Below are 16320 nucleotides of genomic sequence, written 5' to 3'. Positions count from 1 at the left end.
ATGCCTGACCGCGTTCAAACTGTTGCAGATCAAGCCGTTCGAGAGTGCCTTGCCACGCATCGCAGTTTCGCGCTGATCGCGGGTGCTGGTTCCGGTAAAACCACCTCACTTGTTGACGCACTTGCGGAAATTCGAGCAACGCAAGGAGCGACGCTGCGCCAAAACGGACAGCGCATCGCCTGCATCACGTTCACCAATCGAGCTGTCGAAGTCATTCGGCTAAGGCTAGGTTTTGATGACCTCTATTATGTGTCGACACTGCATAGCTTCTTGTGGAGCGAGATCAGCCGTTTTCAGCGCGATATTCGAGAGGCACTACAAAATGCTCGCTTACCTGCTTTGATCGCCAAAGCAGCGGAAGACGATAACGGCAAGGACACCAAAACAGCGCGCAAGGCGCGAGAGAAAGTTGCCAGACTTGAGAAAGAACTGGCTGGACTGCCTGATGTAACAGATTTTTCATACGATGATGTCGCGTTTAGCGATTATCTGAACGGCAAATTGAGCCACGATGACATTATTGAGATTGCCGGCTACCTTTTCCGCGAACGAACTAATTTTCGCCGCCTGATTGGTGTGCGCTACCCCTTCATCTTTGTCGATGAAGCGCAGGACACTTACGTGCCAATCGTCGAAGGGCTAAACCAAACCTGTGGAGCAGCTGGCTTGCCGTTGGTCGGGTATTTCGGTGATCCGTGGCAGCAGATTTATGAAGGGAGAGCGGGCGACTTCGCACCTCCAGAGGGCGGGCTATCAATAACGAAAGTCGAGAATTTTCGTTGCTCACCGCAGGTAATTGCGTTCTTGAATGCCTTTCGAACCGATGTTGAGCAAGTGGCGGCAGGCTCCAACGCCAACGTGCAAGGTAGTGTTGAGATACGATTGGTTAGAGCGGAAGCGCCCGAAGGTCCGCGCAAGCGTTACTCGGATGCCCAACTAGACCGTGCGCTTGCTGCAATGGACCAGGCGATTGAAGGCTGGGGCTGGGCAGACAACCCCGAGGTCATTCGGCTCTTTCTAGTGCGTCAGATGATCGCACGACGCTTGAAATTTTCTGGCCTGCAACAGCTATTCACCGGGCCATATGCGTCGCAGCGCACACAGGATGATTATGAGGCAGGAGAACACCATCTCCTAAAGCCGTTTCTCGAAGTCATTTGCCCGCTCATTGAATCATCAGCCAACGGAGCAAACAGGCGGGTCATAGACATTTTGCGCACTAACAGCCCTGCATATGATCCGCACGGCCCGAACGCGAACCGCAAACTCAAAGATATGATCGATCAGTCGAAAGCTCAACTTGGGGATCTGGCTAGAATCTGGGATGCGGCGACCACCAAAGACGCGCTCGTCTATTGTAGAGATAACAACCTAATACGTGTGTCGGATCGCCTTGCGGAGCAGCTTGCAAGGCCACCTCGCGCCGAAGAATATGATGACGAAGCGCACAGTGAAGAAAAGGGGGATTGGCTCGCGGACGGTTTTTTCGTCATGCCGACAAGTGAGCTTTTTGCATACCGAGAATTCATCGAAGAGAACACGCCATACAGCACACAGCATGGGGTGAAGGGGGAAGAGTATCCGAATGTCCTTGTGGTCTTTGATGACGTTGAGGCAAATTGGAACCAATACAGCTTCTCGAAATTGCTAACGCCGGGAATCGCTGGTGAACCAACCGAGGGGCAACAGGAACGCGGACGGAAACTTGCCTATGTGTGCTTCTCTCGCGCTGAGCAGCATCTAAAAATTCTTTTCTTCACACCAGCGCCAGAAGCGACACGGGCGGAGTTGATTGCAAAAGGGTTGTTCAACGATAACCAAATTACTACTGCTTAAATAATAGCAGGTCGCAATTATTGCACCTGTGCTTTAGGACATAAGTGCTGGCAGACATCATGTTTAAAGCATACTGCATTGGATTCTAACCTGCCCGTTCCTCGTACCGAGACGCCAATCCCTCCAAAGTCATATTCCCCGTGATGGCACCATGCGGGATGAGCAAAACGTATCACCAATTGTGCTCGCATAGGGGATCCCCCCCACTCTGGCAAATCGTTCATAATTCCTTGGGTGATGCGCACCTAAGTTATTGCCGCCCTGATAAGTGTGGGCCAGCGGGTGAGTTCTCCCCGGAAAGCGCTGGCATCGCTACGCGATGCGAAGGCAGGTGTGGGGTGTTTGTCTTGGACGAGGGGTGTCGCTGCGCTCAACCCCTCGCTACAGGCTGGGATGGCTCCGCCATCCAGGTGGGGTTGCCTTGCTTTGGGTTTGGGGACTCTTCCATCCACTTTGAGGGATGGCGAAAACGCACGCTGCAACTGTGTTCTATTCGAGGCAGGCATCCCGTTTGAGGGGCTTTCTTTGGTCTTCCCCTCTTTTGAGGCGGAAGATGGTACGCGGAGAGGGATTCGAACCCCCGACCAACTCGGTGTAAGCGAGCCGCTCTACCACTGAGCTATCCGCGCTGAATTTTTGAGATTGAGCTAATCGGGCATGATTACATCCAAGTCAAATTCCCTTGTTGATGACTCGGCCAAACCGGGCATACAGGGCGGGCAGGAGAAATAGATTCAGCAGGGTGCTGGTGACGAGGCCGCCGAGGATGACGAGGGCCATGGGGCGTTCGATTTCGTTGCCGGGGACGTTGCCTTTGAGGACGAGGGGGAGCAGGGCGAGGGCGGCGGTGGAGGCGGTCATGAGGATGGGGACGAGGCGCTCGACGCTGCCTTCCAGCACGAGATCGAGTCCGAAGGGGCGGCCTTCGTCGGTCTGCAAATGGCGGTAGTGGCTGACGAGCAGGATGCCATTGCGGGCAGCAATGCCGAGGACTGTGACAAAGCCGACGAGTGAACCGAGTGAGAGCACGCCGCCGCCCAACCATGCAGCCATGACGCCGCCGATGAGGGCAAAGGGCAGGGTGAGCGCGATGAGCAGGACCAGACGTGGTGATTGGAAGTCGGCGAGGAGGAGGGCAAGGATGCCTGCAAAGGATGCGAGGGCGAGCCAGCCGAGGCGGCTTTGGGCAGACTGGCGCTCGGCCCATTCACCGAGAATTTCAGGATGATAGCCTGCGGGAAACTGGACTTTATTGACGCGCTCTTCGATCTCCTTGGCGACTTCTCCCAGAGCGCGGCCGGTGACGTTGCAGGTCACGTCGATGCGGCGTGAAGCGCCTTCGCGTTTGATGGCATTGGGTGTGGGGACGATGGCGAGATCTGCCACATCGGCGAGGCGCACATGGCCGCCAGCGGGTGTTTCGATGAGGAGTTCGCGCAGCGTGGTGTAGTCGGCGCGGACTGCGGGCAGGCTCCAGACGGTGACATCATGCACGCGCTGGTCCTGATACACCTCGCCGACTTTTCGCCCGCTGATGAGCGTGGTCACGGCCTGGCGTACTTTGCCCGCTGTGAGGCCGTGCAGCGCGGCGGATTCGGGGCGGAGCTTGACGGTGATCTGCGGCACGAGTGTGAGGGATTCGACCTTTAAGGCGCTGACACCGGGAACATCCTTCAAGGTGGCACCGACGGCTGCGGCGCGATCACGCAGGACGTCGAGATCGGCGCCGAAAATGCGCACGACGATGCTGGCGCTGGCGCCGGTGAGGACTTCCTTCACGCGCTCGCGCAAAAAGGTGAGGAGGTCGCGGGTGAGGCCGGGGTAGCCATCGACTACGGCCTGCGCTTTGTGAATGGTTTCATCGTAGTCCACGTTGGGGTCGAGGCTGATCCATAGTTCGGTGAAGTCCGGACCCACGACTTCGTCGGCTACTTCCGCGCGACCGATGTGAGCGCCGAGATTTCGCACGCCGGGAATCGCGCGCAGATCTTTGCTGGCGGCGATGGTGATGCGGGTGCTTGCCTCAACCGAGGTATTTGGCTTTTCCAGCCAGTGCATGAGGAAGTCGCGCTCTTTGAAGTTGGGCAGAAACTCCTCTTTGAGCTGGGTGTGCCAGATGAAGCCGGTGAAGGCGAAGGCACCGGTGAGAACGAGCAGTGCGAGCCATGGGCTGCGTGCAAACATTGGCAATATAGCACGGTAGGCGGCCTTGAGTCCGCGAGCGACAAAGGCATCGCGATGGTGTCCTGTTTTGACATTGAGCAGCATCAGGCTCAATGCGGGTGTGACGGTCAGTGCCACGACGAGGGAGGCGCTGATGGCGAGAATGTAGGACAGCGCCAGAGGTCTGAAAAACGTGCCTGCCAGACCCGGCAGGAAAAACACGGGGATGAACACCAGCACGATGATGACGCTGGCGTAAACGACAGCGCTGCGCACCTCCAGCGAGGCATCGAGCACGACGCGCAGCTTTGGTTTTGGCGTGGCAAGCGTGGCGTTCTGCCGCAGACGGCGGAGGATGTTTTCCACATCGATGATGGCGTCATCGACCACTTCGCCGAGGGCGATGATGAGGCCGGCGAGGATCATGGTGTTGATCGTTTCACCACGCCAGGCGAGGAAGAGCAAGGCAATGGCCAGCGAGAGCGGGATGGCGGTGAGGCTGATGATGGTGGTGCGCCAGTCGCCGAGGAACAGCGCGAGCACGACGACGACGAGCAGACAGCCGAGCCACAGCGCCTCGGTGAGGTGATCCATGGAGAGCTGAATGAAGGTGGCGGGGCGGAAGATGGTGCTGTCCACATCCACTCCAGGAAGGGCGGGCTTGAGCTCCTCCAGCATTTGCTCCACGCCTTTGGTGACATCGAGCGTGTTGCCCCAGGGCTGCTTTTCGACGATGAGGAGGATGCCCGGGCCATCATTGATGACGCCATCACCAATCGGTGCTGGATTGCCGATCTTCACCTCCGCGACGTCGCCGAGGCGGATGGGAGCGCCATTGCGAAATTCGACCACGGTGCGTGCGAGATCCTCGGGGGTGACGATCAAGGCAAGCTGCGCCACGCTGAGACGCTGATTGGGTGTGTCGATGAAGCCGCCGGCGCTGATCACTGCGGCGTCACCGGCTGCTTTGGTGATCGCATCCAGCGTCACACCGGAGGCGCGGAGGCGCTGGGGATCGACGAGCACCTGAAACTGCTTGTCGCGCTGTCCCCAGATGGCGACATTGGCGACGCCACGCACCGACATGAGACGAGGGCGGATCGTCCAGCGTGCCAGTTCGCTGAGATCCATCTGCGACAATGTCTTCGAGGTGAGTCCGATTTTGAGCACACGGCTCAAGGAGGAGTACGGCGACATGAGCACCGGGGGCTTCACCACGGCAGGCAGTCGATTCTGCGCGAGATTCAACCGTTCTTGTACAAGCTGGCGGGCTTTGAGGATGTCGGTGCCGGTGTCGAAGATCATCACGACGGATGACAAACCGAGTACTGATTTTGAGCGCAACGTTTTGAGGAAGGGCAGGCCGTTGAGCGAATTTTCCAGCGGCACTGTGACGAGCGCATCGACTTCTTCGGTGGAAAGGCCCGGTGCTTCAGTTTGAACTTCGACGAGCGGCGGTGCGAATTCCGGGAACACATCCAGAGGTGCATCCTTCGTCGCATTGATGCCGACGAGCAGCAGCGCCAGTGCGCCAGCAACAACGAGCACGCGCATGTTTAGCGCCCAAGAAACAATGGCATTCAGCATGGCGTTATTTCCCGGTCATGAATTCCGTGCCAAAGAGCTCGGCCGAGCCATCGGTCACAATCTTGGTGCCGGCGGCTGGACCGCTGGTCAGGACTGCGTCGGTGCCGGCAAGGCGGGCGACCTGAATGCGCTTTCGCGTGTAAACGTGCTCAGCAGTCTGGGCGTAGACCCACTGGCCACCGTTGATGTCATGCAGCACTGCGTTGAATGGAATGACGAGATGCTCTTCCTGACTGGCCAGCGTCGGAATCTCGACGGCAATGCGTTCACCTGCGCGCAAAGTGCTGGCGGCAGGAAGTTGATAATACCAGTCCACGGTATTGGTGAGTGCATTGGCCGTGGGTGGACCAGCGACGGGCCCGGCGCTCTGGCTTTTGGCATCATAACCCAGCGTGCGAATGCTCGCGGGTGCTTTGGCATCGAGGAGATTGATTTCGCCGCTGTAGATCGCTACACGCACCCAGGCGCGCTTGTTGCCGCTCATTTTGCCCACGGGATCGCCGAGGATGTCGCGTTGCGCTTTGGCCGTGGTCATCGTGCCTTCGGCGAGAGAAAGGGCGGTCTTGGCTTCATCGACGGAGCGAACGCTGCCGGCCTCGGCATTGAGTACTTTTTGTGCGCGTTCGACGGCAATCTTCGCGGCATCGATCTGCACCCTGGCTTGAAGAACGCGACCATCTGCAGCGGCTTGCAAATCGGCGAGACGCAGCACTTCATCCAGCGTGCCACCGAGCACGGGTGCGACGCCGCTGCCTTCGCCGCCCAATGGATAAACGACTTCACCTGAGAAGAGGCGCGTGCCGGGCACACGTCGTTTTTCCACGGGTACGACTTTCAACCGCAGACGCTGCTCGGCGTCGGGCTTGAGCGTGATGACGACGAGATCGCCTTCTTTGGTCACGGCGGCGGGTGCAGCACCCCCTGAATCGGCGGCGTGGAGCGAACTCACTGCGAGCAGGAGAGCAATGGGGGCGAATGTTTTCATGGTATGCGTGGGTGAAAATCAAAGGCGGGCCTGCATGGCATCTTCCAGCGCTCCGGCAGCGGTCTGCGCCTCGATGTCGGCGGCCATGCGGGCGAGACTGGCGGTGCTGGCTTCAATCTGACGGCGGGTGAGTTCGAGTGGTGAAAGCTCGCCGGCTTCGACCATGCGTTTGGTGGTGCCCGCAGCAGCCACGGCATCTTGCGACAAGGTGGCGGCGGTCTCCGCTTTTTTGCGTGAGGCTGTATAAGCCGCGAGTGCAATGTTCAGCTCCCCTTGAATCGTGTCCTGCTGCGCGAGAAATCGTGCTTCGGCAGTCTTACGTTTGGCCTCCGCCTGCGCGATGGGGCCGCGATTGCCATTGATGGGAAGTTCCAAGCTCACACCGAGCTGCCAGCGGTTTTGACCTTGGTTGTAATCGAAGCCGGGGCCGAGCCGCACATCGGGGTACTGTTTGGCGTATTCCAAGCGAAGCGCGGACTCTGCGGCTGCATAATCGGCGAGCAGCGCCATTAGATCAGCGCGCTGTGTCAGGGCAAGACGCCGGCTGCTGCTGATGCTTTGCGCAGGCAGACGCGTGAGTGATGAGAAATCGAGTGTGATGTTTTTCAAGGCTGACAACGGCACGCCCACGGCGGCAGCGAGTTTGGCGTCGCCTGTCGCGGCGAGACGTTGTGCATCTTGTAATGCGAGGCGTGTGCGGTTCAGCGCCAGACGTGCTTGCGTCAGTTCAAAGGGCGATACAGCGCCCGCTTCCATCTGCGCGGTGAGTTTCTTGATCGCATCATCGTGGAGGTTTCCCTCTGTCTCCAGCAGGCGGATGTTTTCGCGGGCGCTGTGGAGTTCCAGCATGGCGATGCGGACACGTGAGCGGGCAGCCCAGGCACGGGAGGAGACACGCCATCTGGCGGCTTCTGCGGCAGCCAGCGCCTGCTCTGTGCGGCGTGTGCGTTTGCCAGCGGTTTCGATTTGATAGAACACGTTGCCAGCGAGGAACCACGGTGTGATCGCGTTGCGGTGAAAGCTGGCATACTGCGGGCCGAAGGTGAAGATGGGATTTGGCCGTTGTTTGGCGGTTTTGATGGCGGCCATGACTTCATCCGCTTCTGCGCGGGCGAGGGTGACATCGGGATGGAAATAGGCTGCGGCCAAGGACAGGCGATTGACCTCCCAGGTGCCCTGTGCGGCTTTTTGTTCGGTGAGAAACTGCCGCAGGCCGGGATCATTCAGCGAACGACCGGCGAACGCCGCAGAACTGGCCTCCGCCGAGAGCGGGCGGGCCTGATAGTGTGCGCATGATGCAAGCGCAGCAGCCGCGAGGGGGACGAGGAACGAGGTGAGTTTCATGACGGCAGGTGTCACAAAGCGACTTTGTGAACCGATCACCAATGAAAGAACCGTCATTAATGCCCAGAAGGCAGGCTCAATGTGAGCTGAGTGCGGTCGCCTTCAATGACTTCGAAAACCAGAGTGCCGCGATGGGATTTGGCGATGGATTCAGCGATGCTGAGGCCGAGACCACTGCCCTCGACGGTGCTGCTGTGAGAGGCATCGCCACGCAGGAAGCGCTCGAAAACACGTGAACGCAAATCGGGCGGGAGTGCCGGACCGGTATTGGTGATACGGAAGGTGACGTGAGCTTCGTCTTGATGCAGGGCGAGGGTGATGCTGCCGTATTTGTGATTATGCTTCACGGCATTGTCGCCCAGAATAAGGAGAAGCTGGCGGAGGCGCATGCGATCTCCGTTCACATGTGTGGACTGGCATGCGTCGAGTGTGATGCTGATATTTTGCGCGGCGGAGAGGAGTGTGAGGTCTTCCACGAGATCGCGCACGAGATCGTGCAGAGCCACGGTGCCATGGGGGGTCTCCAACAAGCCGGCGTCGGCTTTGGCAAGGAAGGCGAGCTGACCGACGATGCTGGAGAGGCGCTGCACTTCCTCCAACATGGAAGTGATGCGCTCCCGATGCGCCGTCGGGGTGGTGGTGTCCCCCATCATTTGTTCCAGTGTGCCGTGGAGAATGGTGAGTGGAGTTTTGAGCTCATGTGAGGCGTGCAGAGTGAATTCGCGTGCCTGGGTGAAGGAGGTGCCGAGGCGCTCTTTCATGCCGTTGAAAACAGCGGACATGCGATCGAGCTCGTCGCCGTTGCCGCTGCGTGCCACGGGTTCGGCGAGGTTTGAGGCGGTGGTTTTTTCGAGGGCTTCGGTCAGTTCTTCGATGGGGCGCAGGGCGCGGCGCATGAGGAGGCTGCCGCCGATGATGCCTAGCAGCAGAGCGGGCAGGCCGCCCAGGAGAATGATTTCGACTGTTTCAACGAGAGGGTTGTGCTTCAAGGCTGCCTCGGCACCGCCGCGCAGTGCCGCATCGCGCTGCTCGTTGAATTCGAACCAGCTCCAGAACGCGACGATGACGAGCGACACGCTGAGCGTGGCGGCATAGTAAAACAAGATGCGGCGGCGCAGAGTCATGGCTGAAGGCGTAGCGCGTAGCCGAGGCCGCGCACGGTTTGAATGAGCGTGGGGGTGTGATCACGATCAATCTTTTCCCGCAAGCGCCGCACATAGACGTCCACGAGATTGGTGCCGGGATCAAAATCGTATTCCCACACGCTGACGATGATATCGCGACGGCTGACGACGCGGCCTTCGGCACGCAGCAGGCACTCCAGCAGCAGGCTCTCGCGAGAGGATAATTCGATGCGTTTGCCAGCACGCCGGGTCTCACGGGTGCCGACGTCATAGGTGAGATCTGCGAGCGCGAGCACGGCTGCTTTGTGAACGACATTTCGCCGAAGCAGCGAGCGCAGGCGGGCGAGGAGCTCCGACATGGCAAAGGGCTTTGGCAGATAATCATCCGCGCCCGCATTCAAGCCCTCCACGCGCTGCTCGACCTCGCCACGGGCGGAAAGCATGATGACGGGTGTGGTGCGGCCCTGATGACGGAGCTCACGCACGAGGCTTAGGCCGTTGCGCTTCGGCAGCATGATGTCCACGAGCAGTGCATCGAAGACTTCGCCCAAGGCACGCTGGAGGCCGCTCTCGCCATCAGCCACAAGACTGACCTCAAACTCCTCCTGCCGCAACGCGCTGGTGAGCAGCGCGGCGGTCTTGGGATCATCTTCGACAATCAGGACGTGCATGAGCGCGAAGGAAGAGGTGGAGGGCAGCGGCGGCAAATGATGATGTTGTCATGTAGCCACGAATCCTGCTCCGCCCTGACCGCTTTTCGCTTTGAAGTCTATTGCCCGGCATTGGCGCGGAGCCAGGTGAAGCTGCGCTCGGCTTCGCCTTTTTGGTAGGCGATTTCGGCGTCTTTTTTGGCGGGGCCGTCGGGGGCTTTGAAGGAGGGGATTTGTTTGGTGCGCGGAGTCTCGCTCGAAGTACGGAAAGTACGGAAAGGACACACTTCTCCATGACCACCGGATGTTTTGCCGTGGTTCATGTGTGAAACCTGCTGATTTGGGATAATGGGGGATGAGGACCGCCGTTCTGGGTGCCGCTTTTTTCATTTTTGGGGAATGTGTTTGCCGCTGTCGCTGGCGAAGGGAGGTGCTGCGGGTGCCGGAGGCGAATTTGCCTTGGGAGCATGCGTAGAGGGGCGGCGACTGCCTGACGAGTTGGCGGACATGGTGGGCCGAGCAGGTGTTTCACTTTGAGTAGGCGGAACTGGGTGGGGGCTTTCGGAAAATAGGCCGGATAGGGCTTATGGGACGTATGGGGCTGATGATGGGGCGTGGCTGTGGGACGCTGGGCGGTGGCAGAGTCGCTGAAGAAGCGGGCGAGGGGGCTGCGGATCTGCCACAGGAGAGTGCGGCGGAGGTGGTGAGGGTGGGGAAGAGGAAGTGAGGAGGGTTTGGATGTGCGCGGGCGAGGGGGGATTGCGGGGGCGCTGGCCGACAGACAGGAGTGTCTGTCGTACTTCAATCCATGCAGGACGATGGCAGAAGGAAACTAGCTGCCGATCTATGGCACCTACTTGTTTGCCTTCTCTACGGCCGAAGGGGCGGGCACTAGGAGCACGATTTGCGTCACAAAATAGGGACCAAATACTGGATTGCGAAGATCGATTTGCACATGCATTCCAGCTCGCAGCGACCGAGGCGAAGCATCAGCGTCCCCATGCCAGAATTTCGCTCTGCGGGCATAGACAAAGCGGCGGATTTCCTTCCCATGGCTCTGCTCAAAAGTGACTGAACGCGTTGAGTGATCGATGCTGGTGACAATGCCTGTCATGGTGGTCCCGCGGGACTGAATGTCGGATGCGGTGACAGGGATATGCAGTGCGGTGAGAAGGATGAAAAATGCGAGGCGAAGGCTTTTCATGAGGATGTGTGTTTGTCTCAACGCCAGCAGGGTGGAGCTGAAGATCGCGCCGATGTGCACGGCCTCACGAACGCGCATGGTTTCGCGTAAATGTAAGTTGCCCACGCCTGGTATAAGATCCGGATGCTTCATCTGTCCGGCCTTTGTTTTGCCTCCTTGGGCAAGGTTGATTTGGGCTTCTTCATAGTGAAGCTCCGGGTGTGGGGCGGGGGCCTTTTGAACAAGTGAATTGACGCGGACAGGAGTGGCAGATGCAGAGGGGGGAAGAAGGGCAAAGGAAGGGGTGTTCATGGGACGATGAGGCGGGGAAAAATGGAAGACAGGCGGCAACATGCCTGCTGGGAGGCATGGCCAGAGCGCGATCCACCATCGGCAAATCGCATCACTGGAAGAAAGGGTCAGCGCCCTGTCTTCAACACTGCAGGAGGGTCTTGCCCGCCTTTAGCTGTACTCCCGGAGACCACAGGGGGGCGTGTTCACGGCGAACGATGCGTTCGCGCCTGGTTACGGCAGGCAGCTTTACCAGCACGTAATGCACCGCAGCCGCAGGGATGCTGGTGGCCTTCGAGAGCACATCGCGTTTGGTGGGGCGTCCGAGATTGTCTATCGACTGGAAGGCCAGGACATGGTCGGCCTTCTGAGAAGCCGCCGCTTGTGCAAACAGCATCATCAGCGTGGTCAGGCCGCTGTGTACATGCAGGCGCTGAGACGCAGCATTGCCCTCATGGGAAAGCACCACCCGCACCTGGCCTGCGGGCGAATTACCCACTTTCACTTGATGGCAGCGATCCAATTTCGCTGCAAGAAGGGTGAAGGCAGGGGCAAGTCCATTCGAAGACAGCAACCAGCCAAGCAGTAACACCCCATTCACCACCCGCGTTAACGGAGATGAGGTGTGTTCATTTCGTCGGGCGGTCATTGGAGGATTTAGATTAAAGCAGTCAACGAGAGGCGCCAGCATAAACAGTGTGCCGCGTTTGTGCGAGACTCACCGCACCCAATAAGGATCTGTGAAACGGCTGCATGGGGCATGGTTTCATGCAGGTCTCAAATTCCATCCCAAGTGGAATTTTTGATATGATGACCACCCTGGCTTGGTTGAGAGGAACGAAAATTCGGAATGTGGAGACGGCCAATCGATGAGCCATGATCGTACCCTCTATGATGCCGGTCGCTTCATGCCACGTGAAGGGGCGGTTTGATTTTCTTCTCCACGGGGAAGACGGACAAAGTGGATCTTCGATATGAAAACAAAAGCGAGCCTCTACCGAATGGTGACCCCGAAGCATTTGTGTCCGTGGGGATTGAAGGCGTTTGATCTGCTGAAACGGCACGGGTTTGAAATTGAGGATCATCACCTGCAGACCGAGGAGGCGAATGAGCGGTATAAAAAGGAGCAAGGGGTGGATGAGACTCCGCAGGTCTATATCGATGGTGAGCACGTGGGGGGTTACGATGCTTTGCGGGAGCGGCTGGGACTGGGGCCGGACCCGAAGGAGGGGAAGACGTATCAGCCGGTGATTGCGGTATTTGCGATCACTTTTTTGATGGCGGTGGTGGAGTGCTGGGCGGTTCGTGGCGCGATGGTGCCGATCCGCATTGCGGAGCTGTTTGTGGCCTTCAGCATGTGTGTGCTGGGGATCCTGAAGCTGCGGGATCTGCAGTCTTTTGCCACGGGCTTTGTCCAGTATGACCTGGTGGCCCAGCGGTATGTGCCGTACGCGTATATGTATGCGTTCATTGAGACAGTCGCCGGGGCGTTCATGATTGGTGGGGTGCTGACCTGGCTGGTGGCTCCGACGGCGCTGGTGGTGAGCACGATTGGAGCGGTGTCTGTGTTCAAGGCGGTTTACATTGAGAAGCGGGACCTGAGCTGCGCGTGTGTGGGGGGCGGTAGCAAGGTTCCTTTGGGGTTCATCTCTCTGACCGAAAACTTGATGATGATGGCGATGGCTGTTTGGATGATGGTCAGGTAGGGGCAAGGGAGATTGTCATGAAGTTGTACGCTGGGGTTCCTCGTCGAAAAGGGCCCTGCTTTGCGTGGGCTTGAAGACTTGCGGCTGAACTGTTACTGCATGACAAGGCCGGGGCTTCGTGGCATAACGATGCATGAGTTCGACCCGTCTGCGCCTTACCCTCTTGCTTGCCAGCCTGCTCACCGTAGCTGCTCTGCCCTCCTGCACTGAGGGCAATCTCGGTCGTCTTCGCAACGTGCGCGCGGGGGCAATCGGCATCGGGCCGACGGGTGATCTGCCGGGTGATCGTGCGCTGCCGCATTTCAAACCGGAGTCCGCCGAGGAACTGCGGGTGAACTTGGCGATACGCCGCGGCGTGGAGCGCGCCTTGGACGACAGCCGTGCTTTCAGCTATACGCCCTTTACGCAGATGAAGCAGGTGCCCCCCCACCTGAACATTGCCAACCAGCGCAGCGAGGTCAAAAAATTCGCCGCTGTCAATCATCTCAGCGCCGTCATCCGTGTGTGGGTTACTGCCGACTTGAAGCAGCAGGGTGTCACCGTTGGCTTCGTGACCCATGCACGCAGCGGCAAGACCATTGCCACGGGCCTCGCGAGAGCGCCGGGACCCGTTCCGCCGATGGAAAACCCCACCGCGCGCGCCTCGATGCGCACCTGGGAAAAGACCGCCTACGAGGCCACTAAAAATGCGCTTGCGAAAGTGCGTGGGTGAAAGGCATGTCCAGAATGGTACTCTTTGAACATGGGTCAGCGCGGAATGGCGCGCCATGCAGGCTAAGTGTCACCGGCGCGCGGACCTCGTGGCCTTGGCGAAGAAGTAATACCTTGATGCGTTGAAAGCGGGTCTGTTTTCTCGTGCTGAGAAACTTCTGGGGGTGAGCGTCAGGTGATGGCGGAGCCAAGGTGTGGCGGGGCTGGTCGAGGCCAAGAGAAACAGACCTGGTTTCAATGGATCGTGGAATGACCTCCTCATACCCGCCTTGTCGGAAATGAGTTTTGCGAATCGCTATAGCAGAGCTGATTGACGTGAGAACATGGCGCCGCGCGACGTACTGATGCGACTCATGAAACCAGCCATCCTCCTTGCTCTCTTTGTCAGCACTTCGCTGATCGCTCAAACTGCCGCGCCCAAAGCGCCCACTGCCGCACCTGCAACCAAGGTCAAACCCAAGGGCCCGACGGTTCCAGCGGATGCACAGTGGAATGATGTGACGGCCTGGGGCGTGGAAGGACGTGGCTGGGGAGATCAGGAGCGGAAGCGCTGGTATGACCGTCTCCCGGCGAAGGCGGAAAAAACCGTGACGCCTGCGGTGTGGGGTCTCAGCCGCGACAGCGCGGGCATGATGGTGCGCTTCAAGACGGACGCGAAGGCGATCTACTGCCGCTACGATCTTTCCAAAGCGAATCTGGCGATGCCGGCCATGCCGGCCACGGGAGTGAGCGGGCTGGATCTCTATGCGCGTGATGCTAAGGGCCAATGGAAATGGGTCACCTGCACGAAGCCTGCCAGCCAGCACGTCGAAGCTGTGATGATCAGCGATCTCACGCCCGGTGAGCATGAATTTGCCGCCTATCTGCCTCTTTATAACGGCATTGATAAACTCGAAATCGGCGTGCCGGCGGGCGCTAAATTCGAAGGGCTGGTCCCACGTAAAAAGCCCATTGTTTTTTATGGCACGTCCATCACGCATGGGGCGAATGCTTCGCGCCCCGGCATGGTGCACACCGCCATCCTGGGCCGTCATCTGGACCACCCGGTCATCAACATTGGATTCTCCGGCAATGGCAAGATGGACGCGGCGGTGGGCGACCTCATCAATGAACTCGATGCAGCCGTCATCGTGATCGACTGCCTGCCCAACATGGGGCCTGCTGAGGTCACGGCCAAATGCGTGCCGCTGGTGAAGCAACTGCGCTCCAAGCATACGACCACGCCGATTATTCTGGTGGAAGACCGCCGCTTTACGAACTCCTGGATCACCCCTGCGAAGGCCAAGTTCCACGACGACAATCACGCGGCGCTGAAAGGCGCGTACGAGCAGCTCAAGGCTGACAAAGTCGGGAACCTTCACTACATCGGCGGAGATGCGCTCTACGGCACCGACGCTGAAGGCTCTAATGATGCCTCCCACGGCACCGACCTTGGATTCCTGCGTCAGGCGGAGATTTTTGAGCCTGTGCTGCGTGCGGCGCTGAAGTAGTCCGCCTCACTCTGACCCCGGCGGTTGCAGCAGTCGCCGGGGGAGGTCACGCATGCCTTGGAGCACGCGAAAAACGACCAGCACATCGTTCTCTACGCGGTAAAAGATCAGATGTTTTTGAAACGAACCTTGGAGGTGAAAGGAGCATAGCTTGGCGAGTCGGCGATCTCGGAAACGGCGAATGCGGCCCAAATCGGGTTGCAGACAAAGCTGCTCTTTCGTTTCGTGAAACGCGGTCAGATGGCGCTCCGCCAAATTTTCATCAGCAACGTCCGCATACCATTCAAATTGCAGATCAAGATCCAACAAAGCGTCTGCGCCAATGTCAGCTGTCAGCATGGCTGCAACGCCACTTGATTTGCCTCAGCATGTTTTTTGTCCAGCCAACGCTGACGAATGCCTTCATAAAGCGCCTCATTGATGGGCTGGCGCGGACTGTCCAACGCCTTGAGCATGGCGGCTTCAAGCTCGGGTGGCTCATAGCCCTGCTCTTGTAAAACCTCATCATGGCGACGTTCCATCCAGTCGAGTAATTCGCAAAAGCTGGATGCTGGCAAAGCACGGATCGAGTCTTCGATTTGGGCGACAGTCGTCATGACGAAAAGCTATTCATCCCCAGCCACAGCGCAAGTCTCGTGATAGGGCAACTGGCGCTGAAACAATTTCAGTACGGCTTGTCTTGCCAGCCACTTAAACCGCTCCAGTAGCTGGGCAAACCGCAGCAAACCAAAATCGCATTTTTTCACCGCACCTCTCCGCGTCCTGCAACGCTCGCGCGACCATGGCATGGTCAACCCGGATCTCAGGGAGATGATCCGACGAAAGACCAAACTCCGGCTCCAGCGCCTTCATTTCATCGCTGAAGCCAAGTCTACACTCCTCGCTGGCATAGATCGCATGATCAGCCATACTGTCAGCGCGCTGAAAATAATCTCGCAGCTCAATTGGATCAGTCGTTTCATGGCTATGTATAGCGATTCGCAAAACTCATTTCCGGAATGGCGAGTCTGAGGATGTTCGGTTTGCAGCGGAGCACCTGAACTCAAGGCTGTTAGATTGTGGAACGGAGTGTAACGGCGGGGGCCATTCGGGAATGGCCGGAGATTTGCACCGCAGAGGCTGGAACGCCGCAGAGATTTTCCTGAATCGGTTCAGAGCCAATCTGCGATTTAGTTCTTCGGGAGGTGCAGAGGTGGCAGAGATTCAATCGCGTGTTTCCTCAGGCGCTTTCCGGAAATCAGTTCTGGAAA

Annotated in this window: 14 protein-coding genes and 1 tRNA gene; 4 read left to right on the top strand and 11 right to left on the bottom strand. The window is 58.5% G+C overall.

Going from position 1 to position 16320, the window contains the following annotated elements; genetic code table 11:
* Window positions 1-1836: a UvrD-helicase domain-containing protein gene (locus PSV43_RS03885; protein WP_300193975.1), complete on the top strand. Its 1836-nt coding sequence runs from the start codon at window positions 1-3 to the stop codon at window positions 1834-1836.
* A 554-nt stretch (window positions 1837-2390) separates the two neighbouring features.
* Here the strand turns inward: PSV43_RS03885 and PSV43_RS03880 are convergent.
* The 9 genes from PSV43_RS03880 to PSV43_RS03840 form a co-directional block, all read right to left on the bottom strand.
* Window positions 2391-2465: transfer RNA gene (locus PSV43_RS03880), tRNA-Val, on the bottom strand.
* A gap of 43 nt (window positions 2466-2508) precedes the next feature.
* Window positions 2509-5586, bottom strand: coding sequence for an efflux RND transporter permease subunit (locus tag PSV43_RS03875; RefSeq protein WP_300193973.1), 3078 nt, complete (start codon window positions 5584-5586; stop codon window positions 2509-2511).
* Window positions 5587-5590: 4 nt separating this feature from the next.
* The gene (locus PSV43_RS03870) at window positions 5591-6571 is read right to left on the bottom strand and encodes a hypothetical protein (protein ID WP_300193971.1); all 981 of its coding nucleotides are present in this window, start codon (window positions 6569-6571) and stop codon (window positions 5591-5593) included.
* Window positions 6572-6589: 18 nt separating this feature from the next.
* Complete coding sequence (locus PSV43_RS03865) at window positions 6590-7915, bottom strand: TolC family protein (protein ID WP_300193969.1); 1326 nt, start codon at window positions 7913-7915, stop codon at window positions 6590-6592.
* A gap of 56 nt (window positions 7916-7971) precedes the next feature.
* Entirely contained in the window at window positions 7972-9039 is a 1068-nt protein-coding gene (locus PSV43_RS03860; protein WP_300193967.1) for a HAMP domain-containing sensor histidine kinase, read from the bottom strand.
* The gene (locus PSV43_RS03855; protein WP_300193965.1) at window positions 9036-9710 is read right to left on the bottom strand and encodes a response regulator transcription factor; all 675 of its coding nucleotides are present in this window, start codon (window positions 9708-9710) and stop codon (window positions 9036-9038) included. The genes PSV43_RS03860 and PSV43_RS03855 overlap by 4 nt, the downstream gene beginning before the upstream one ends.
* A 98-nt stretch (window positions 9711-9808) precedes the next feature.
* Window positions 9809-10012 carry a hypothetical protein gene (locus tag PSV43_RS03850; RefSeq protein WP_300193964.1) on the bottom strand — a complete coding sequence of 68 codons (204 nt, stop codon included), beginning with the start codon at window positions 10010-10012 and terminating at the stop codon, window positions 9809-9811.
* Between the two features lie 530 nt (window positions 10013-10542).
* Window positions 10543-11184, bottom strand: a complete 642-nt coding sequence (locus PSV43_RS03845) for a hypothetical protein (protein ID WP_300193962.1) — start codon at window positions 11182-11184, stop codon at window positions 10543-10545.
* A gap of 121 nt (window positions 11185-11305) precedes the next feature.
* Window positions 11306-11662, bottom strand: coding sequence for a hypothetical protein (locus tag PSV43_RS03840; RefSeq protein ID WP_300193960.1), 357 nt, complete (start codon window positions 11660-11662; stop codon window positions 11306-11308).
* Between the two features lie 475 nt (window positions 11663-12137).
* On the opposite strand from PSV43_RS03840, the gene PSV43_RS03835 reads away from it, so the two are divergent.
* The 3 genes from PSV43_RS03835 to PSV43_RS03825 all read left to right on the top strand — a co-directional run bounded on the left by PSV43_RS03835 (window position 12138) and on the right by PSV43_RS03825 (window position 15070).
* The gene (locus tag PSV43_RS03835; RefSeq protein ID WP_300193957.1) at window positions 12138-12869 is read left to right on the top strand and encodes a glutaredoxin; all 732 of its coding nucleotides are present in this window, start codon (window positions 12138-12140) and stop codon (window positions 12867-12869) included.
* A gap of 133 nt (window positions 12870-13002) precedes the next feature.
* Window positions 13003-13581, top strand: a complete 579-nt coding sequence (locus PSV43_RS03830) for a hypothetical protein (RefSeq protein ID WP_300193956.1) — start codon at window positions 13003-13005, stop codon at window positions 13579-13581.
* Between the two features lie 352 nt (window positions 13582-13933).
* Window positions 13934-15070, top strand: a complete 1137-nt coding sequence (locus PSV43_RS03825) for an SGNH/GDSL hydrolase family protein (RefSeq protein WP_300193954.1) — start codon at window positions 13934-13936, stop codon at window positions 15068-15070.
* A 6-nt stretch (window positions 15071-15076) separates the two neighbouring features.
* Here PSV43_RS03825 and PSV43_RS03820 read toward each other — a convergent pair whose 3' ends face one another.
* Both PSV43_RS03820 and PSV43_RS03815 read right to left on the bottom strand, forming a co-directional pair.
* The gene (locus tag PSV43_RS03820) at window positions 15077-15409 is read right to left on the bottom strand and encodes a type II toxin-antitoxin system RelE/ParE family toxin (RefSeq protein WP_300193952.1); all 333 of its coding nucleotides are present in this window, start codon (window positions 15407-15409) and stop codon (window positions 15077-15079) included.
* A complete protein-coding gene (locus PSV43_RS03815) occupies window positions 15403-15666 on the bottom strand; it encodes a hypothetical protein (protein ID WP_300193949.1) in 264 nt (87 codons plus the stop codon). Before PSV43_RS03815 ends, PSV43_RS03820 begins: the two co-directional genes overlap by 7 nt.
* Window positions 15667-16320 lie beyond the last annotated feature (654 nt).

It is taken from the genome of Prosthecobacter sp., assembly GCF_029946185.1.
GTDB lineage: Bacteria > Verrucomicrobiota > Verrucomicrobiia > Verrucomicrobiales > Verrucomicrobiaceae > Prosthecobacter.
The sequence above is the reverse complement of the archived record's forward strand: the minus strand, read 5'-3'. Positions and strand labels throughout refer to the sequence as shown.